This is a genomic window from Xanthobacter luteus, assembly GCF_040049235.1.
GTDB lineage: Bacteria > Pseudomonadota > Alphaproteobacteria > Rhizobiales > Xanthobacteraceae > Xanthobacter.
The window spans coordinates 215,928-234,519 of record NZ_JBDZDO010000001.1; the positions used below are offsets into that span (position 1 = coordinate 215,928).

Genomic DNA, 18,592 nt, shown 5'->3' on the forward strand with positions numbered 1-18,592 from the left:
GAGCGCGTCAGCCGTTGACGCGCTCGACGCTGGATACCACCGCTCTTGCTTTCAAGTCCGCGACGATGGCGTTGAGATGACGCAGGTCGAATACTTCCACGTCGATGAGCATCTCCGTGAAATCGGCCGAGCGGGTGCGCATCTGGAGGCCCTCAATATTGCCGCCCCGATCGCCGATGGCGCCTGCCACCTGGGCGAGCGATCCCGGCTCGTTGCGCGCCGTCACCATGATCTGGGCCGGGAAACGTCCGTCGGACAATTCGTCGAGGTCCCAGCGCACGTCCAGCCAGTGCTCGGGCTTGTCCTCGAAATTCTGCAGCGCCGGCGACTGGATCGGATAGATGGTGATGCCTTCGCCGGGGGTCAGGATGCCGACGATGCGGTCGCCCGGCACCGCGCCCCCATTGGGCGCGAAGCGCACCGGCAGGTCGCCGTTGATGCCGCGGATCGGGATCGCGTCGAGCCGCTCCGCGCTGGCGCCCTCCGGGATCTTGAACTTGAGGTTGTGGGCGCGCTTGAGCTCGAACCAGCCGTCGCCGTTGGGCGCCCGCTCGCCGTTCATCCGCTCGTCCAGGCGCGGCGGCAGCCATTCGGGATAGACCGCCCGCACCAGGTCCTCGGGCTTGATCTCGCCGCGGCCGATGGCGGCGAACACGTCCTCCGGCGCGGCGCGGGCGAGGCGCGGCGTCGCCCTGCTCACGGCGTCCTCGGAGAACACCTTGGCCGCGCGGGCGAAGGCGCGCTCGGCGATCTTGCGGCCGAGCCCGGCATATTGCGCCCTGACCGCCGTGCGGGTCGCGCGCCGGACCGCCGCCCGCGCCTTGCCGGTGACGGCGATGGTCTCCCACGCGCCCGGCGGCGACTGCGCCTTGGACGTGATGATCTCCACCTCGTCGCCGTTCTTCAGCTCCGAGACGAGGGGGGCGATGGTGCCGTTGATCTTGCAGCCGACCGCGGTGTTGCCGATGTCGGTGTGCACCGCATAGGCGAAGTCGATGGGGGTCGCCTTGCGCGGCAGCGCGATGAGGCGGCCCTTCGGGGTGAAGCAGAACACCTGGTCGTGGAACAGCTCGAGCTTGGTGTGCTCCAGGAACTCTTCCGGCGAGAGCCCCTGCGAGAGGTTCTCGATGGTCTTCCTGAGCCAGGCATAAGCGCGGCTCTCGTTGGAGAGCATGGGCCCCGGCTCGCCCGAATCGTCCTTGTAGAGGGCGTGGGCCGCGATGCCGTATTCGGCGATCTCCTCCATGTCGCGGGTGCGGATCTGCAGTTCGACCCGCTGGCGCCGCGGGCCGATCACGGTGGTGTGGAGCGAGCGGTAATCGTTGGGCTTGGGGGTCGAGATGTAGTCCTTGAAGCGGCCCGGCACGATCGCCCACTTGGTGTGGACCACGCCGAGCGCGCGGTAGCATTCGTCGACGCTCCGCACGATCACGCGGAAGCCGTAGAGGTCGGAGAGCTGCTCGAAGCCGATCGCCTTGCGCTCCATCTTGCCCCAGATGGAATAGGGTGCCTTCTCGCGCCCCTTCACCTCGGCCGAGATGCCGCGCCGGGCGAGCTCGTCGCGCAGTTCGCGCTCGATCTCCTCGACCAGCGGGCCGTTGCGCTGCCTGAGCTCGGAGACCCGGGTGGCGATGCTCTCATAGGCTTCCGGCGACAGCTGGCGGAACGACAGGTCCTCCAGCTCCTCGCGCATGTCCTGCATGCCCATGCGGGCGGCGAGCGGGGCGTAGATGTCCAGCGTCTCCTGGGCGACGCGGTCGCGCTTGTCGGCAGGCACCCATTTCAGGGTGCGCATGTTGTGCAGGCGGTCGGCGAGCTTCACCAGAAGGACGCGCACGTCGTCGGCGATGGCGAGCAGCAACTTGCGCAGATTCTCGGCCTGCTTCGCCTGTTTCGACACGAGGTCGAGCTTCTTGATCTTGGTGAGGCCCTCCACCAGCGTCGCGATCTGGTGGCCGAACAGGCGCTCGATCTCGCTCTTGGTGGCGTCCGTGTCCTCGATGGTGTCGTGCAGCAGCGCCGCGACGATGGTGTCGTCGTCGAGCTTCAGGTCGGTGAGGATCGCCGCCACTTCCAGCGGGTGCGAGAAATAGGGATCGCCCGACGCCCGCAATTGGCTGCCGTGCGCCTTCATGGCGTAGACATAGGCGCGGTCGAGAAGCGCCTCGTCGGTCTTTGGATTGTACCGTCGAACGCGCTCGACCAGCTCGTATTGGCGCATCATGGCCGAACGATCCGTCGCAGCACGAGCGGGGCCGTTCGCGCCAATGGTCCGCAACCCTTCAGCGGCCGGCCCCGTTCTTTGTAGTTAAGCGAATATCGGCGGGAAGCGGCGCGCGCGCAAGGCGCGCGTCGCCTCAGGGCAGCAAAAGGGTCGAGCCGGTGGTGTCGCGCCCTTCCAGCGCCTCGTGCGCCTTGCGGGCGTCCTTGAGCGCGAAGGTCTGGTGCACCGGGATCTTCACCCCGCCGCTCAGCACCGCCTCGAACAGGTCGTTGGCGGTGGCGAGCAGATCGTGCCGCTTGCTCACGAAGGTCGCGAGCGTCGGCCGGGTGGCAAACAGCGAGCCCCTTTTCGAAAGCTCCAGCAGGTCGAAATTCCTGATCGCCCCGGAGGCGTTGCCGAACGACACCCACAGGCCGAGCGGCTTCAGGCAGTCGAGCGAAGCGGGATAGGTCGCCTGGCCGATGCCGTCATAGACCACGTCGCACAATTTGCCGGAGGTGATCTCCTTGACCCGGTGCACGAAATCCTCGTCGCGATAGAGGATGACGTGGTCGCAGCCATGGGCGCGGGCAAGCTCGGCCTTGGCCTTCGATCCCACGGTGCCGATGACGGTGGCGCCCAGCTGGCGCGCCCACTGGCACAGGATGAGGCCGACGCCGCCGGCGGCGGCCTGAACCAGGATCACGTCGCCCGGCTTCACATGGTGCGTGCGCTTGACCAGATACTGCGCGGTCATGCCCTTCAGCATCATGGCCGCGGCGGTGTGGTCGTCGATGGCGGCGGGCAGGTGCACCAGCATGGCGGCGGGGATGTTGCGCAGCTCGGCATAGGCCCCCGGCGCCATGGCATAGGCGACGCGGTCGCCGGCATGGAAGCCGTCCACCTGGGGGCCGACCGCCTCCACCACGCCCGCGCCCTCGCTGCCCGGCACGAACGGCAGCTGCGGCGCCTTGTAGAGGCCGGTGCGGAAATAGACGTCGATGAAATTGAGGCCGATGGCGGTCTGCCGGATCTGGACCTCGCCGGGTCCGGGCGCGGGAACGGCGACCTCCTCGTAAGCGAGGACTTCGGGGCCTCCCGTCTGGTGAACCCTTACCGCGTGGACCATGGCGCTCGGCTCCCTATCCGCCTTGAAGGCCAGGGATAATAGGGCCGAGCGAGGCGCCCGCAAGCGCCGTCACCGCCCGCCCGAAATGTTGAGCACCGCGCCCGTCACATAGGACGCCGCCTCCGACAGCAGCCAGAGGATGGCGCGCGCCACCTCGTCCGGGGTGCCGGGGCGGCCGAGCGGGATGCTGGGCGCGAGCCGCGCCAGCCGGTCCGGCTGGCCGCTGCGCGCATGGATGCCGGTCTCGATCAGACCCGGCGCCACGGCGTTCACCCGCACCCCCTCTTTGCCCAGCTCGCGCGCGAGGCCCACGGTCAGGCTGTCGATCGCCCCCTTGGAGGCGGCGTACCAGACATATTCACCCGGCGCGCCGAGCCGGGCCGCCATGGAGGAGACGTTGACGATCGCCCCGCCCGCGCCGCCGTAAGCGGGGGAGATGCGCCGCACCGCCGCCTGCGCCACCAGCAGCGCGCCGGTGACGTTGAGGTCGAGCACGCGGGCGAGCTCGGCCGGCGCGATGTCGGCGAACCGGCTGGCCGGGCCGGTGATGCCGGCATTGTTCACCAGATGGGTGAGGCGGCCGAGCCGCGCGTCGATCTGCGCGAACAGGCGCTCCACCTCGTCGGCGCGCGCGACGTCGGCCTTGAACAGCGCCACCTCGGCGCCGGCGGCGCGGGCGGCGGCGGCGGTCTCCTCCGCCTCCTTGTCCGCCGAGGCGTAGTTGAGGGCGATCCGGTAGCCCTCCTGCGCCGCCAGGCGGACGGTGGCGGCACCGATTCCCCGGCTCGCGCCGGTCACCAGCAGCACGCGATCTGCCATTCGATCCTCCCTGTCGTTCCTCTCCGGCAGGCCGTCACATCCGGGTCCTGCGGGCCTCCCTGCGCCGGCGGCGGCGCCCCGATGCCGCCACGTTCAGCACCTCCACCGTCACCGAGAAGGCCATGGCGGCATAGATGTAGCCCTTGGGCACATGGACGCCGAAGCCGTCGGCGACCAGCGTCACGCCGATCAGCACCAGGAAGGCGAGCGCCAGCATCTTGGTGGTGGGGTGGGAGGCGATGAAGGTGCTCAGCGGCCCGGACGACACGAACATGATCGCCACGGCGATGACCACCGCCAGGACCATGATCTCCACGTGCTCGGCCATGCCGATGGCGGTGAGGATGGAATCCACCGAGAACACGATGTCGATGATGACGATCTGCCCCACGAGGAGGAAGAAGCTGCGGGTGGCGCGCTCGGCGACGCCCATCTCCTCGTCGAGTTCGTCCTCGCCCTCCACCGCCGAATGCATCTCGTGCGTCGCCTTGGCGATCAGGAAGCCGCCGCCGGCGATGAGGATGAGGTCGCGCCAGGAGAAGCCGTAGCCGAAGGCGGAGAACAGCGGCTCCTTCAGGCCGATGAGCCAGGACAGCGCGAACAGGAGCCCGATCCGCATGACGAGCGCGGCGGAAAGGCCGATCTGCCGCGCCCTGAGCGCCATGGCGGGCGGCAGGCCCTGCACCAGCAGCGAGATGAAGACCACGTTGTCGATGCCGAGCACGATCTCCATGGCCGTGAGCGTCACGAGCGCCGCCCAGGCCTCCGGCGAAGCGATCCAATCCATCTGCGACCCCCTGATGTCCCGGCATTTTCCGCGCTTCCGGTCCGTCAGCAAGCGAACTTTCGGCCCCCGCCGCCCTGCGGGGGCTGGGTCAACCGGCCACGCGACCGCACGCACGGTCTGGCCTATCATGGAGCGACGCCGCCGGACCCGCTCCGGCGGCAGGCGGAACCTGGGAGAGGCGCATGGGCGAGCGGACGAGCTTCGACGTGGCGGTGGTGGGCGCAGGACCGGCGGGGCTCGCGCTGGCGCTCGGCCTCGCGCGCGGGGGCGTCTCGACCGCGCTCGTCACCGGGCCGGAACGCGGGGTGGACCACCGCACCACCGCGCTGCTGGACGGCTCGGTGCGCATCCTCGCGCAGTTCGGGGTCTGGGAGGCGGTCGCGGCCAAGGCGGCGCCGCTGCGGGACCTGCGCATCGTCGACGCCACCCGGCGCCTGGTGCGCGCGCCGGAGGTGAACTTCCGCTCGGCGGAGATCGACCTTCCCGCCTTCGGCTACAACGTGGCCAATGACGACCTGCGGCTCGCCCTGCGCGCCGCCGCGGAGGCCGAGCCGGCGCTCACGCTGTTGCGCACCTCGCTCGCCGACCTCGCGGTCGGCGACGCGGCGGCGCAGCTTTCGCTTACCGACGGCGGCGCGGTTTGCGCCCGGCTCGTGGCGGCGGCGGACGGGCGCGCCTCGCGGGTGCGGGAGGCCTGCGGCATCGCCATGCGCAAGCGCGACTATCCGCAGGTGGCCTTCACCGCCACCGTGCGCCATGCGCGGCCGCACGAGGACACCTCCACCGAATTCCACACCGAGAGCGGCCCGTTCACTTTGGTGCCGCTGCCGGGAAACCGCTCCTCCATCGTCTGCGTGGTGGGCGACCGGGAGGCGGTGCGCCTCATGGGCCTGCCGGACGCGGCGCTGGCGCGGGAGCTGGAGGCGCGCTGCTTCTCGCTGCTCGGCGCGTTCGAGATGGAGGAGGGCCGCGGCGCCTTCCCGCTGGCGGCCGAGACCGCCCGCAGGCTGGTCGCCCCGCGCGTGGCGCTGACCGCCGAGGCGGCGCACATCATGCCGCCCATCGGCGCGCAGGGGCTCAATCTCGGCCTGCGCGACGCCGCGGCGCTGGTGGAGATCGCCGTCGAGGCGGTGGCGCGCGGGCGCGATCCGGGCGAAGAGGCGCCGCTCGCCCGCTTTGAGGCCGCCCGCCGCCGCGACATCGACGCGCGCATGGCCGCGGTGGACCTGCTCAACCGCTCGCTGCTCTCCGAATTCCTGCCGGTGCAGAGCATGCGCGGCTTCGGCCTCTATCTGCTCGACCGGGTGGGGCCGCTGCGGCGCGCGGTGATGCGCCTCGGCGTCGGCGCCCGCGCGGCGTGAAACGCCCTTTCCGCCGTCACAGCTTTCCCTGCCGTCGCCCTCCGGCTTGACTGGAGGGCCCACGGACGGCGGCGCGCCCAGCCGGCGCAGTGGATGCTCCGGTCAAGCCGGAGCATGACGGCGGTTTTCAGGGGCTACCGTTCTCCTCTATCCCGCCGTCTCCGCCCTCGCGCCGTCGCCCTCCGGCTTGACCGGAGGGCCCATCGGCGGCGGGGGCCGGCGCTGCCTCAGGGGAACAAATCGAGCGGGATCAGCTGCTCGCGCAGCAGATAGAGCATGCCCGTCACCGTCACCACCGAGGCGAGCGTGCCCACCAGGACCGCGGCGGAGGCCTCCTCCACATAGATGTGGTACTGGCGCGCCAGCACGAAGCAGTTGAGCGCCGGCGGCAGCGCCGCCATCAGCAGCAACGTCTGGGTCCATGCGGGCGAGAAGCCGCCGAAGATGGACAGCGACACCAAAGCGATGGCCGGATGCACCAGGAGCTTGAGGCCGAGCAGCGGACCGAGCTCCACGGGCATGCGCTTCAGCGGCCGCAGCGCCACCGTCACGCCGAGCGTGAACAGCGCGCAGGGCGCGGCGGCGTTCTTCAGGAAGTCCAGCATCTTGGCGATGGCCGCCGGCTCCTGGAACTTGATCGCGGCGGCCAGCACCCCGAGCAAGGTGGCGATGTTGAACGGGTGGGTGAGCACCCGCTTCACGATGATGCCGAAGGTGGCCAGGAGGCTCTCGTGCTGGCCGCCGCGCATGGCCATCAGCAGCGGCACCAGCGTGAAGAAGAACACGCTGTCGCAGGCGAAAATCAGCGCCGCCGGCGTCGCCGCCCCCTGGCCGAGCGCCGCCAGCGTGAGGCCCGGGCCCATATATCCCACGTTCGCATAGGCGCCGACCGTGGTGGCGATGGCCGCCTCGCCCACATTGCCCCTGCGGAAGAACAGGCCGAGCGCCAAGGCGATGGCGGCGCAGGTGGTGGTGGAGGCGATGACGGCGAGGATGAAGGCGCCGTTGGCCAGCTCCTCGAACGGGGTCTGGGCGACGATGCGGTAGAACAGCGCCGGCAGCGCCACATAGATGATGAAGAAGGACAGCCAGGCGAGCCCCGCCTCCGGCAGCTTCACCACCCGGCCGCAGAAATAGCCGAGGAAAATCAGGCCGAAGAACGGAAAGGCGAGGCCGATGAGGTCGGTCACGGGCGGTCCTGGTGCGGGAGGCCGGCGGCGCGGGCGGGTGGCGGGACGCTAGCCGCCCGGCCGGCCGATGAAAAGCGCGCCGGCGGAATGGCTCTGCCCGCGCTCATGCGCGGCCGGGCGCCCGAGACGAACGGCCTTACCGTCCGCACCCCCTTTCATCACCGCCGTCATCCCCCGGCTTGTCCGGGGGATCCACCGGCGCACATGCGCTGGCGGTGGCCGTCCGGGCGGCGCGGCGTCCCGTGGTGGATGCCCCGGACAAGCCGGGGCATGACGGGGCGCGAGGCGCGCCGTCGTCGGCATTGAGCGCAGGCCCCGCCGTTCGCGCCCCTCTCCCCTCGCGGGAGAGGGGCGGGGTGAGGGGTTCCACGCCGCGCGGAACACCGCCGCGCGGAGCCGCGCCCTACTTCAGCTTCTCCACCAATGCGAGGCCGCCCATATAGGCCTTCAGCGCCTCGGGGACGGCGATGGCGCCGTTTTCCTGCTGGTAGGTCTCCATCACCGCCACCAAAGCGCGGCCCACCGCCACGCCCGAGCCGTTGAGCGTGTGGACGAAGCGCGGGCCTTTGCCCTCCGCCGGCCGGTAGCGGGCATTCATGCGGCGCGCCTGGAAGTCGCCGCACACCGAGCAGGAGGAGATTTCGCGGTAGGCCCCCTGTCCCGGCAGCCAGACCTCGATGTCGTAGGTCTTCTGCGAGGCAAAGCCCATGTCGCCGGTGCACAGCGTGACCACGCGGTAGGCGAGATCCAGCTTCTTGAGCACCGCCTCGGCGCAGGCGAGCATGCGCTCGTGCTCCTCGGCTGACTTCTCCGGCGTGGTGATGGAGACCAGCTCCACCTTGGTGAACTGGTGCTGGCGGATCATGCCGCGCGTGTCCCGCCCGGCCGCGCCGGCTTCCGCGCGGAAGCAGGGGGTGCAGGCGGTGAGGCGCAGGGGGAGTTCTTCCTCGGAGAGGATGGACTCGCGGACGAGGTTGGTCAGCGGGACTTCGGCGGTGGGGATGAGCCAGAAAGGAATATCATGTTCGATAGGCTCGTTTGGATCGCGATCCGCTAGCACCGAAGCTCCGCCCATCCATTCGTCGACCGCATTCCGCATGAATTGAAGAGCCGCCGAGCGAACTTTCGGCGTATCGATCAGTCGGCCATCTTTCGAGCGTTCGAACTGCGCGTTCAAAGCAAACTGCTTCATCGCGCCCTGCATAACGAGGGTCACGTCGTCAATCGTGGCCCCTTTTTTTGTCTTGAACTGATCCTCCCGAAACTTCGGCAATTGCGCCGTCCCGAACATCGCCTCATCCCGCACCAGCAGCGGCGGGTTCACCTCCATGTAGCCGTGCTCGCTCGTGTGCACGTCCAGGAAGAACTGCCCCAGCGCCCGCTCCAGCCGTGCCAGCGGCCCCTTGTTCACGACGAAGCGCGCGCCGGAGAGCTTGGCGGCGGTCTCGAAATCCATCTGGCCGAGCGCCTCGCCGAGCTCAAAATGCTGCTTCGGCGTGAAACCCATGCTCTCGGCAGTCTTCTTGGTGCCGAACCGATGGTCCTCTCGCTCCACGTTGTCGTGCTCGTCCTTGCCGTCCGGCACGTCGGGAAGCGGCACGTTGGGGATGGCGGCGAGCTCGGCCTCCAGCACGGCGTCGATGCGCTTCACCTCGGCTTCCAGCGCCGGCACGTCCTCCTTGAGCTTGGCCACCTCGGCCATGAGGGCGGACGCCTTGGCCTCGTCCTTCTGCGCCTTGGCCTGGCCGATCTCCTTGGAGGCGGCGTTGCGGCGCGCCAGAAGGCCTTCGAGCTTCGTGAGGGTGGCCCGGCGCTCCTCGTCGAGGCCCATGAGCTTGGCCACCAGCGCCTCGCCGGCCGCCTTCGCCTCGGCGGACCCGCCGCCGCGCCGCGCCAGCGCGGCGATGAGGACCTGCGGCTCCTCGCGGATCCATTTGATGTCGTGCATGAGACGCTCCGCCGTGGCCTTTCGGGGGCCGATGAGGCGGCGCGGCGCCCCCACCACCGTCATGCTCCGGCTTGACCGGAGCATCCATCGCGCCGCCGAGCGCCGGCTCGCACGGATGCGTGGATCCCCCGGTCAAGCCGGGGGATGACGGGCGGAAGGAGGAGCCCCGCGCCCAAAAAACCAATGATCCGGAAAGGCCCGCCGCCGGTCAGCTGGCCGAGGACGCGGCGTCCGCCGCGTTGCGCGCCGCCTCTTCCGCCGCCCGCCGCCGCTCGACGATGCCCACCAGATAGACCGACACCTCGTAGAGAAGCAGCGTCGGCAGGGCAAGGGAGAGCTGGCTGATGACGTCCGGCGGGGTGAGCACGGCGGCGGCCACGAACACGCCGACGATGGCGTAGCGCCGCGCCTTGCGCAGCATGTCCTGCGTCACGATGCCGATGCGCGCGAGCAGCGTCAGCACCACCGGAAGCTGGAAGCAGATGCCGAAGGCGAGGATCAAAGTGGTGATGAGCGAAAGATATTCCGACACCTTCGGCAGCAGCGAAATTTCCGCCTGCCCCTCGCCGCCCACCTGCTGCATGCCCAGGAAGTAGGACATGGCGAGCGGCATGGCGATGAAATAGACGAAGGCGGCGCCGATCAGGAAGCAGATGGGGGTGGCGATGAGATAGGGCCGGAAGGCGTTCTTCTCGTGCTTGTAGAGGCCGGGCGCCACGAACATGTAGAGCTGGGTCGCCACCACGGGAAACGAGATGAACGCCGCCCCGAACATGCCGAGCTTGATCTGGGTGAACAGGAATTCCTGCGGCGCCGTATAGATCAGCTTCACCCCCGGCGCGAAGCCCGAGGCGAACTCGTAGGGCCAGAGCAAGATGTTGTAGATCTGCTTGGCGAAGGTGAAGCACAGGAAGAAGGCGATGAGGAACGCCACCGCCGACTTGATCAGCCGCGCGCGCAGCTCGATCAAATGCTCGATGAGCGGGGCCTTCGAGGCGTCGATTTCGTCTTCCTCGCTCATGAGGCGCTCTTGTTGGCCTCGGGCGCGGGCGCGGCCTCAGGCGTCGGCGGATCGAAGATGGGCGGCGCGAGCGGCTCGGCGGCGGGCGGCGCCACGAGCCCGGCCGGGGCCGGCGCGGCGCTGGCGCCGGCAACCGGCTCCTCCGGCCGCGGCGCGGACGGCTCGGCTTTGCTGCCGCCCTCCACCGTGGAGCGGATCTCCTCGCGGATGGATTTCAGCGGGTCGAACATCTCCGCGCTCGCCAGGGTCGTGCGGGCGCTGTCGGTGACGTCGGAAATCTCCTTGCGCATGTCGGCGAGGTCCGCCTCGCGCAAAGCTTCCTGGAACTGGCCCTGGAACTCGCCGGCCATGCGGCGCAGCTTGGTCACGGTCTTGCCCACGGTGCGCAGGACCGTGGGCAGCTCATGCGGGCCGATCACGATCAGCGCCACGATGCCGATGAGCATCAGCTCCGACCAGCCGATTTCGAACATATGCGCGCCAAGCCGACGGCGGAGCCGCCGCCCTCCTCAAGGGGTTGTGGTGGGCCGGCCTGAGATCAGACGGGCTTCTTCTCGGCCTCGGGGGCGCTCGCGGTCTGGTGCGGGATCGGGCGCGGAGCCTCGGGCGGGGCGGCCGTCTTCGCCGGCTCGTCGTCCTCAGCCATGCCCTTCTTGAAGGATTTGATGCCCTTCGCCACGTCACCCATGAGGTCGGAGATCTTGCCCCGGCCGAACAGGAGGAGCACCACGGCCAGCACTATGATCCAGTGCCAGATGCTCAACGAACCCATTTACCGTCCTCCAGATTGTCTTTTTGCCCGGCGCGCGGCGCCGGGGCATGCGTGGGGCGAAGACTAGGCGTCGGTCGCGGCGAAAACAAGGACCTCGGCCGGATCGGCGGCAACGCCCACCTCCTGGCCCCGCGCCGCCTCGCCCGCGTCCCTCAGCCGGGCGACGACCGGGCGGGGGATGCCCTCCACCATCACTTCCACGAGATCGAGCTCGCCGAGAAAGCGCCGGTCGAGGATCCGCCCCGGCCGGCCGCAGCCGCGCGGGCCGATGCGGATGCCCGCCGGCCGCACCACGGCCACCACCGGCCCGTCCGGCACGCCGGGCGGCACGGCAAAGGTGCCGAGCGCGGTCTCCACCCGCCCGCCCGCGGCGATGCCAGGCACCTCGTTGGTCTCGCAGAAGAACCGCGCCACGTTGAGGTCGGCGGGGCCGCGGTAGAGCTCGGCCGGCGGCCCCACCTGCACCAGCTCGCCCTTGCGCACCAGCGCGATGCGGTCGGCAAGGCGCATCGCCTCCTCGGGGTCGTGGGTGACGACGATCGAGGTCGCCTTGGCGTCGCGCAGCACGGCGAGGGTATCGGCGCGGACCTGGTCGCGCAGGCGCCGATCGAGGCCGGAGAACGGCTCGTCCAGCAGAAGGATTCCGGGCCGGGGCGCCATGGCGCGGGCGAGCGCGACGCGCTGCTGCTGGCCGCCGGACAATTCGTGCGGATAAGCGAGCGCCACCTCCTCGAGGTCCACCCGCGCGAGCGCGCGCCGCGCCTCGGCGCGGGCATCCGCGCGCGGCAGGGCGCCGAGCCCGAACATCACGTTTTCGAGGTTCGTGAGGTGCGGGAACAGCGCAAAATCCTGGAACACCAGGCCGACGCCGCGCTGTTCCGGCGGCACGAAGGTGGTGCGCGACGCGATCTCCCGGCCGTCCAGCAGGATGCGGCCGCTATCCGGCCGCTCGATGCCGGCGGCGAGCCGCAGCAGCGAGGTCTTGCCGCAGCCCGAATGGCCGAGCAGGCAGACCACCTCCCCCGGCGCGATGTCGAGCGAGACGTTCCGCACCGCCGGAACGCCGCCGTAGGACAGGCTGACATCCTCGAAGGCGAGCCGGTTGGGGATCGCGGCGGGGGTGCGGGCGCGCACGCCCAGGCTCGCGCGCGCGCTCACCCTTCCCCGTCCTCCTCTTGGTCGCCGGTCTCGTCTTCGTCGGAGGGCGGCGGCGTCAAGGCGAAGTCCAGCGGCTCGTTCTCCAGCGCCTCCTCGTCCTCGTGGAGCTGGGGGTCGTCCGACGGCAGCGGGATGGCGAAGCCGGCGGGCAGGCGGCCGTCCATGAGGCCGGCGCCCTTCATCTCGTCGAGGCCCGGCAGGTCCTGCACCTGATCGAGGCCGAACTGCACCAGGAAAGCGGGCGTGGTGCCGTAGGTGACCGGCCGGCCGGGCGCCTTGCGGCGGCCGCGCAGGCGTATCCAGCCGGTCTCCAGCAGCACGTCCAGCGTGCCCTTGGAGGTGGAGACGCCGCGAATCTCCTCGATCTCCGCGCGGGTCACCGGCTGGTGGTAGGCGACGATGGCGAGCACCTCGATCGCGGCGCGCGAGAGCCGGCGCGGCTCCGGCGCGCGGGCCGCCACCACGGGGGCGAGGTCCGGCGCGGTGCGCAGCATGAAGCCGCCCGCCGCCTTCACGAGGTTCACGCCGCGCCGCGCATAATCCGCCTGGAGCGCGTCCATCAGCGCGCCGATGTCCGCCTCCTTGGGCAGATGGGCGGAAAGGCTCGCCGCGTCCAGCGGCACCGAGGAGGTGAACAGCAGCGCCTCGACCACGCGCAAATCGCGCACGAACGCCACCGCGCGCTCGTCGTCCGGACGCACGTCGAACAGGTCGATGCGCGGGGCGGCCTTGTTCATGCGCCCTCCCCGGCCGGCCCGCTTTCGGCACGATGCGGCCGCAGCCAGAGCGGCGCGAAGGGCGCGTCCTGGCGGATGTCCAGCATGCCCTCGCGCACCATCTCGAGGCTCGCCGAGAAGCTGGAGGCGAGCGCGGAGGCGCGCTCGGCGGGCTCGGCGACATAGTCGAGGAGGAATTGGTCGAGCCGCATCCAGTCGTCGACGTCGGCACGGCCGATCAGCCGTTCCAGCCGCTCGCGCGCCTCGGCCAGCGACCAGACCGCGCGCGTCTTGAACGTGACATGGGAGAGCGCCCTCACCTGGCGCTGGCGGGCATAAGCGGAGAGCAAATCGTAGAGCGTCGCGGTGTAGCTCACCGGGCCGCGCGGCAGGTCCTTCGTCTCCGGCAGCGCCCGGGCGAGCACGTCGCGTCCCATCTGCGGGCGCGCCATGAGGTCTTCCGCGGCCCGGCGGATGCGCTCCAGATGCCGCAGGCGCCGGGCGAAGGCGTCGGCCAGCTCCTGCGCGCTCGGGCCGTCCTCCTTCGGCGGCGCCGGCAGCAGCAGCCGCGACTTGAGGTAAGCAAGCCAGGCCGCCATCACGAGATAATCGGCGGCAAGCTCCAGCCGGCCGCGCCGCGCCGCCTCGATGAAGGCGAGATACTGATCCGCCAAAGCCAGGATGGAGATGCGGGTGAGGTCCACCTTCTGCGTGCGGGCGAGCGCCAGAAGCAGGTCGAGCGGCCCCTCGAAGCCGTCGACATCCACCACGAAGGCGCCCTCCCCGCCTTTGGGAAGCTCGTCCTCGGCAAAGCTCGGCGCCGCGTCAACGGCCATGGCTCGTCATGCCTCCCGCGAGAGCAGATGCTGCACCTCGGCGCGCAGCGCCGCAACATCTCGAGGCTCGGCCTTTCGGCGCAGCGCCAGCGCCCGGTCGGCCCGCTGCGCGGCCGGCCCCGACAGAGCGGGCGAGACCGACGCCACCTCCGCCATCTCCGCCAGCACGCCGTTGCAGTGGAGCAGCATGTCGCAGCCGGCGGCGAGCGCCGCACGCCCGCGCTCGGCGAGGCTCCCGGCGAGCGCGCCCATGGAAAGGTCGTCGCTCATCAGCAGGCCGGAAAAGCCGATGTCGCGGCGGATCACCTCGCCGATCATCACCGGCGAGGTGGTGGCGGGATGGTCCGGATCGATGTCGCGATAGACCACGTGGGCGGTCATGGCGAGCGGCAGATCGGCGAGCGCGCGGAAGGCGGCGAAGTCCTCCCGCTCGAGCACCCCGCGCGGCGCCGCCACCACCGGCAGGCGCTCGTGGCTGTCGGCGGGCGCGCGGCCATGGCCGGGAATGTGCTTGACCACCGGCAGGACCCCGCCGTCGAGCAGCCCCTCGGCGGCGGCGCGGGCGAGCGCGGCCACCTTCTGCGGCGTCTCGCCATAGGCCCGGTTGCCGATGATGCCGTGCCCGTCGGGATGGCGCAGGTCCGCCACCGGCAGGCAGTCCACATCGATGCCGAGCGCGGAAAGGTCGCCGGCCATGGCGCGCGAATTGAGCCGCACCGCGGTCAGCGCCGCCGCCGCGTCGCGCGCATAGAGGTCGCCGAACACTTCCGCCGGGGGATATTCGGGCCAGAACGGCGGCCGCAGACGCTGCACCCGTCCCCCCTCCTGGTCGATCAGCACCGGCGCCGCGCGTCCCACCGCCGCCCGCAGCGCGTCCACCAAGGCGCGCACCTGCGCCGGGTCCTCGACGTTGCGGGCGAACAGGATGAAGCCCCAGGGATCGGCCTCGGCAAAGAAGGCGCGCTCCTGCGGCGTGATGCGGGCCCCGGCGCAACCGGAGATGAAGGCGCGGACAGTCATGGCTTGCCCCTATAAGCGGCCTCGCGCCCCGTCAAGCCGCTGGCTCGGCACGGACGGGCCGGACACAAGAAAACGGCCGGGCAAGCCCGGCCGTCCCAGATGCGCGTCGTGCGGCGCAGGAAATCAGGCGCGGCTCACAGGCCGGCCACGTAGCGGCTCGGGTCCACCGGCTGGTTGCCCTTGCGGATCTCGAAATGCAGCTGCGGGGTGGAGACGTTGCCGCTCTGCCCGGCCTTGGCGATCACCTGGCCGCGGCGCACCTGGTCGCCGCGCTTCACGTCGATCTCGCTGGCATGGGCATAGGCGGTGACGTAGCCGTCGGAATGCTTGATCAGCACCAGGTTGCCGAAGCCCTTCAGCTCGTTGCCGGCATAAGCGACGACGCCGTCCTCGGCGGCGCGCACCGCGGTGCCCTCGGGCACGGCGAAGTTCACGCCGTCATTGTGGGTGCCGCCCGGCTTGGGGCCATAGCCGGCGATCACGCGGCCGCGCACCGGGGCGCGGAATTGCGGGCCGGAGCCGGCGGCGCGCGGCGCGTCGTCGGCGTCGGTGACCTGGGTCAATTTGGCGGCGGTCTCGACCTTGGCGTCCGCCTTCGGGGCGGCGGCGACCGGCGGCGCGGGCGCCGCAGTGACGGGGGCGGTCTTGGCGGCGACCTTGGGATCGGCCGGCTTGGGCTGGGCGGTGGCCACCTGCGCCGGCTTGGCGACCGGTGCCGGAGCCGGAGCGGTCGCACGGGGCGCGGACGGGGGTGCCGCCTGGGCGACGCTGGAGCGGGGCGGAATGGTCAGCCTCTGCCCTGTGCGCACGGTCATGCCGGGCGCGATGCCGTTGGCGGCGCCAAGCTGCTCGGGGCTGACGCCGTAGGTGCGGGCGACCGACCCCAGCGTCTCGCCGGCCTGGACCATATGGGTCCCCGGCTGCGCCGGCGCCGCGCCATAGCTCGGAGCGCCGCTATAGGACGGCGCGCCGTAGAGCGGCTGGCTTCCCGAGGCGGAGGCATAGGACGAAGGCGAGCCCTGGCCGGGCGGAGGCAGCGGGCTCGCGACCACGGCGCCGGACGGCGCGGCGGGACGCAGCGAGCCGGTCACTTCCGGGGCCGGCTGTCCACCATAGGGCGCAACGCCCGTCCCCATGGGGGCGCCGGTCTCGGCGGCAAAGCGGTTGGTGTCGGAACTGCACCCGGCGACGGCGCCGGACACGAGCCCGACCACCGCCAATCGCACCAGGACATTGCGCCCGAAAGTCTCGTTGGAGCTACGCATGTGATCGAACTCGCACGCAACAGAACATGACCCGCACTAAAGGGCCGCAGCCGTAAACGGCGGCTTAAGTCCGGGGCGCGGAAGCCCGATCTTGCAAGGTTCTGCTGGCGCGTGGCGAAATTGCAACAGCGCGGTCTTCCGGTAGGGGCGCCGCCTCCGGCACGCCTACGGGCCGGCTCAGCCGCCGCGTTCGGAACGGCTGAAATTGCTGAGATGGCCTTCGCGCGCCGCCTGGGCGCGGGCCGACTGGACGATGGCGCGGCTCTTGCCTTCGGGGGCGATGCGCGAGAGCAGGCGCTCCATCCGCGTGCCGCCGCAGGCCGGGCAGGCGGGCGTGTCGGAAGCCCCCATCAGCAGCTCGCTGGCCTTGTCGCAATCCTGACAATGATAGGTGTAGAGCGGCATCCCGGCCTCGCCCGTCCATTCGTGGAAATCGACTGTTCCGCCAGAGGTTTGCGGCACCGGCGCGGGATCTTTCCCAGGCCCTGCGCCGCCGGTCCGGCGGGCTTGGCCCGGTCAATGCACGATCCTTGCCAGCGGCCGGCCGCGCCCGCCCGCCGCACGGGCACGCGCCGATCAACCGGGAGGAATCCAATGTTCACGCGCGTCTGCAGGCTGGAGACCATCCCCGAGGGCGGCATGCGGCTCGTGATCGCCGCCAGCCGGCACGTCATCCTGGCCTGGCCCGACGATGGCGTGCTGCGCGCCTTCCAGGGGGTGTGCCCCCATTCCGGCACGCCCCTGGCCGAGGCGGAATTCGACGGCACGGTGCTCACCTGCCCCAGCCACTTCTGGACCTGGGACCTGAATTCCGGAGCCCCGATCGAGCCCCGCGAGAGCGCCCTCGCCGAATATCCGGTGAAGGTGGAGGACGGGATCGTCTATGTGGACGCGGAGGCGACCGCCCCACTCTTCGCCCCGCCGTGAGGCTGCGGTGACCTCGGCCCCGCGCCGGCCCGCGACCGGCGCCCCTTCCCGTTCGCCCCGCCGGACGTGATGGATTTTTCGAGGCGGAGCCAGCGCCGCGGCCCCCGGCCATAGGCGCTTTGGGGCATAGTTGCGGACGCGGCCAGCGGGCGGCCCCCGTGAGGGCCGCAGGAGAGGAGTTCCGAGCTTGAGCACAGACGTCGCCATCATCGTCGGCGCCGGGCCCGGCCTCAGCGCCGCCCTCGCCCGCCGCCTGGCGCGGGAGGGCTTCCGCCTCGCCCTCGTCGCCCGGAACGTGGAGAAGCTCGAGCCGCTTGTCGCCAGCCTGTCGGCGCAGACCAAGGTGGTGGCGCTCGCGGCCGACGCCGCCGACCCGGTGCGGATCGAGGACGCCTTTGCGCGGGCTGAAGGGGCGCTCGGCACGCCGGACCTGGCGGTGTTCAACGCCGCCCAGCGCCTCCGCGGGCCGATCGAGGACCTCGACCCGGCAGCGGTGATGGCCGCCTACCAGGCCGGCGCCTTCGCCGGCTTTCTCACCGCCCAGGCGGCGGCGCGGCGCATGCTCGGGCGCGGCTCCGGCACCATCCTGTTCACCGGCGCCACCGCCTCGGTGAAGGCGATGCCGCAATCCACCCCCTTCGCCATGGCCAAGTTCGCGCTGCGCGCCTTGGCGCAGGGCCTGGCGCGCGAATTGGGCCCGCGCGGCATCCATGTGGCGCATGTCCTCATCGACGGCGGCATCGCCTCGTCCTGGGCGCGGCCGGGGGATGCCGGGCCGCCCGACAAGTGGCTCGATCCGGACGCCATCGCCGCGAGCTATCTCGCCTTGCACCGCCAGCATCGTTCGGCCTGGACCGCCGAGATGGACCTGCGCCCCTGGGTCGAGACCTTCTGAGCGGGCCTGCCGCCGCACCCCGAAGCCACAATTTGCCCTGCCGGAGCGGCATTGTGCCTGCCGCCGGCGCATGGCATCCTCCCGGCGGTTCGGGGAGGTTCGCGATTGCCGCCATCCAAGGTTACAGGCCGCCAGATCAAGGCGGGACGCGCACTGCTCGGCTGGAAGCGCAAGGAACTCGCCACCCGCGCCGGCCTTGCTGAAGCGGAGGTGCGGGCCGCCGAGGCAGACGATGCGCCCCATGATCCCCTCGCGCTCACGCGCAGCCGCCTCGCCGACACCCTGGCGGACGCCGGCATCGCCTTCACCAATGGCGGGGCGTTCGGCGTGATGCTGCGGCCGCGGTCCGAGGGCCTTCGCCCCGAGGACCTCAACGCCTCCAACGACGACTGACCCGGGACGGGATCTCCACCATGATCTTGCACAATTTCGCCGCGCGCCACTGGATCGTCGTGGCCGCCATCCTGGTGGTCGCGGTGCTCGCCTATCTCGGCAGCTGGTCCTGACACCAGCATGCTCCGCGCGGTCGGCGACGCCGCGCCTGG

General features: G+C 70.8%; 19 protein-coding genes. 4 read left to right on the forward strand and 15 right to left on the reverse strand.

Going from position 1 to position 18,592, the window contains the following annotated elements; all coding sequences use genetic code 11:
• Positions 1–7: 7 nt before the first annotated feature.
• The 4 genes from ABLE88_RS01125 to ABLE88_RS01140 all read right to left on the reverse strand — a co-directional run bounded on the left by ABLE88_RS01125 (position 8) and on the right by ABLE88_RS01140 (position 4,938).
• Positions 8–2,224: a RelA/SpoT family protein gene (locus tag ABLE88_RS01125; RefSeq protein ID WP_348829519.1), complete on the reverse strand. Its 2,217-nt coding sequence runs from the start codon at positions 2,222–2,224 to the stop codon at positions 8–10.
• A 133-nt stretch (positions 2,225–2,357) separates the two neighbouring features.
• Positions 2,358–3,332: a quinone oxidoreductase family protein gene (locus ABLE88_RS01130; RefSeq protein WP_348829521.1), complete on the reverse strand. Its 975-nt coding sequence runs from the start codon at positions 3,330–3,332 to the stop codon at positions 2,358–2,360.
• A 69-nt stretch (positions 3,333–3,401) separates the two neighbouring features.
• Positions 3,402–4,151, reverse strand: a complete 750-nt coding sequence (locus ABLE88_RS01135; RefSeq protein WP_348829522.1) for an SDR family oxidoreductase — start codon at positions 4,149–4,151, stop codon at positions 3,402–3,404.
• A gap of 34 nt (positions 4,152–4,185) precedes the next feature.
• Complete coding sequence (locus ABLE88_RS01140) at positions 4,186–4,938, reverse strand: TerC family protein (protein ID WP_348829524.1); 753 nt, start codon at positions 4,936–4,938, stop codon at positions 4,186–4,188.
• Between the two features lie 182 nt (positions 4,939–5,120).
• On the opposite strand from ABLE88_RS01140, the gene ABLE88_RS01145 reads away from it, so the two are divergent.
• Positions 5,121–6,299, forward strand: coding sequence for a UbiH/UbiF family hydroxylase (locus ABLE88_RS01145; protein WP_348829525.1), 1,179 nt, complete (start codon positions 5,121–5,123; stop codon positions 6,297–6,299).
• Positions 6,300–6,526: 227 nt separating this feature from the next.
• Here ABLE88_RS01145 and ABLE88_RS01150 read toward each other — a convergent pair whose 3' ends face one another.
• The 11 genes from ABLE88_RS01150 to ABLE88_RS01200 all read right to left on the reverse strand — a co-directional run bounded on the left by ABLE88_RS01150 (position 6,527) and on the right by ABLE88_RS01200 (position 16,630).
• Positions 6,527–7,489: an AEC family transporter gene (locus ABLE88_RS01150; protein ID WP_348829526.1), complete on the reverse strand. Its 963-nt coding sequence runs from the start codon at positions 7,487–7,489 to the stop codon at positions 6,527–6,529.
• A gap of 403 nt (positions 7,490–7,892) precedes the next feature.
• Positions 7,893–9,437, reverse strand: coding sequence for a serine--tRNA ligase (gene serS, locus ABLE88_RS01155; RefSeq protein WP_348829527.1), 1,545 nt, complete (start codon positions 9,435–9,437; stop codon positions 7,893–7,895).
• A 208-nt stretch (positions 9,438–9,645) separates the two neighbouring features.
• On the reverse strand, positions 9,646–10,458 hold the full coding sequence (gene tatC, locus ABLE88_RS01160) for a twin-arginine translocase subunit TatC (RefSeq protein WP_348829528.1): 813 nt from the start codon (positions 10,456–10,458) through the stop codon (positions 9,646–9,648).
• Positions 10,455–10,931, reverse strand: a complete 477-nt coding sequence (tatB, locus tag ABLE88_RS01165; RefSeq protein ID WP_348829529.1) for a Sec-independent protein translocase protein TatB — start codon at positions 10,929–10,931, stop codon at positions 10,455–10,457. Before tatB ends, tatC begins: the two co-directional genes overlap by 4 nt.
• 65 nt (positions 10,932–10,996) lie before the next feature.
• On the reverse strand, positions 10,997–11,230 hold the full coding sequence (locus ABLE88_RS01170; protein WP_348829531.1) for a twin-arginine translocase TatA/TatE family subunit: 234 nt from the start codon (positions 11,228–11,230) through the stop codon (positions 10,997–10,999).
• A 63-nt stretch (positions 11,231–11,293) separates the two neighbouring features.
• The gene (locus ABLE88_RS01175) at positions 11,294–12,388 is read right to left on the reverse strand and encodes an ABC transporter ATP-binding protein (RefSeq protein WP_348829532.1); all 1,095 of its coding nucleotides are present in this window, start codon (positions 12,386–12,388) and stop codon (positions 11,294–11,296) included.
• Positions 12,385–13,125: an SMC-Scp complex subunit ScpB gene (scpB, locus tag ABLE88_RS01180; protein WP_348829533.1), complete on the reverse strand. Its 741-nt coding sequence runs from the start codon at positions 13,123–13,125 to the stop codon at positions 12,385–12,387. The genes ABLE88_RS01175 and scpB overlap by 4 nt, the downstream gene beginning before the upstream one ends.
• On the reverse strand, positions 13,122–13,940 hold the full coding sequence (locus tag ABLE88_RS01185) for a segregation and condensation protein A (RefSeq protein WP_348829535.1): 819 nt from the start codon (positions 13,938–13,940) through the stop codon (positions 13,122–13,124). The genes scpB and ABLE88_RS01185 overlap by 4 nt, the downstream gene beginning before the upstream one ends.
• 6 nt (positions 13,941–13,946) lie before the next feature.
• Positions 13,947–14,960 carry a beta-N-acetylhexosaminidase gene (nagZ, locus tag ABLE88_RS01190; protein WP_348829536.1) on the reverse strand — a complete coding sequence of 338 codons (1,014 nt, stop codon included), beginning with the start codon at positions 14,958–14,960 and terminating at the stop codon, positions 13,947–13,949.
• 134 nt (positions 14,961–15,094) lie between these two features.
• Entirely contained in the window at positions 15,095–16,225 is a 1,131-nt protein-coding gene (locus tag ABLE88_RS01195) for a peptidoglycan DD-metalloendopeptidase family protein (protein WP_348829537.1), read from the reverse strand.
• A 177-nt stretch (positions 16,226–16,402) separates the two neighbouring features.
• Complete coding sequence (locus ABLE88_RS01200; protein WP_348831055.1) at positions 16,403–16,630, reverse strand: FmdB family zinc ribbon protein; 228 nt, start codon at positions 16,628–16,630, stop codon at positions 16,403–16,405.
• A gap of 189 nt (positions 16,631–16,819) precedes the next feature.
• On the opposite strand from ABLE88_RS01200, the gene ABLE88_RS01205 reads away from it, so the two are divergent.
• The 3 genes from ABLE88_RS01205 to ABLE88_RS01215 all read left to right on the forward strand — a co-directional run bounded on the left by ABLE88_RS01205 (position 16,820) and on the right by ABLE88_RS01215 (position 18,440).
• A complete protein-coding gene (locus ABLE88_RS01205) occupies positions 16,820–17,152 on the forward strand; it encodes a monooxygenase system ferredoxin subunit (RefSeq protein WP_348829538.1) in 333 nt (110 codons plus the stop codon).
• A gap of 187 nt (positions 17,153–17,339) precedes the next feature.
• Positions 17,340–18,047, forward strand: a complete 708-nt coding sequence (locus tag ABLE88_RS01210) for an SDR family NAD(P)-dependent oxidoreductase (protein WP_348829539.1) — start codon at positions 17,340–17,342, stop codon at positions 18,045–18,047.
• Positions 18,048–18,152: 105 nt separating this feature from the next.
• Positions 18,153–18,440, forward strand: a complete 288-nt coding sequence (locus ABLE88_RS01215) for a DNA-binding protein (RefSeq protein WP_348829540.1) — start codon at positions 18,153–18,155, stop codon at positions 18,438–18,440.
• The last annotated feature ends 152 nt before the right edge of the window (positions 18,441–18,592 follow it).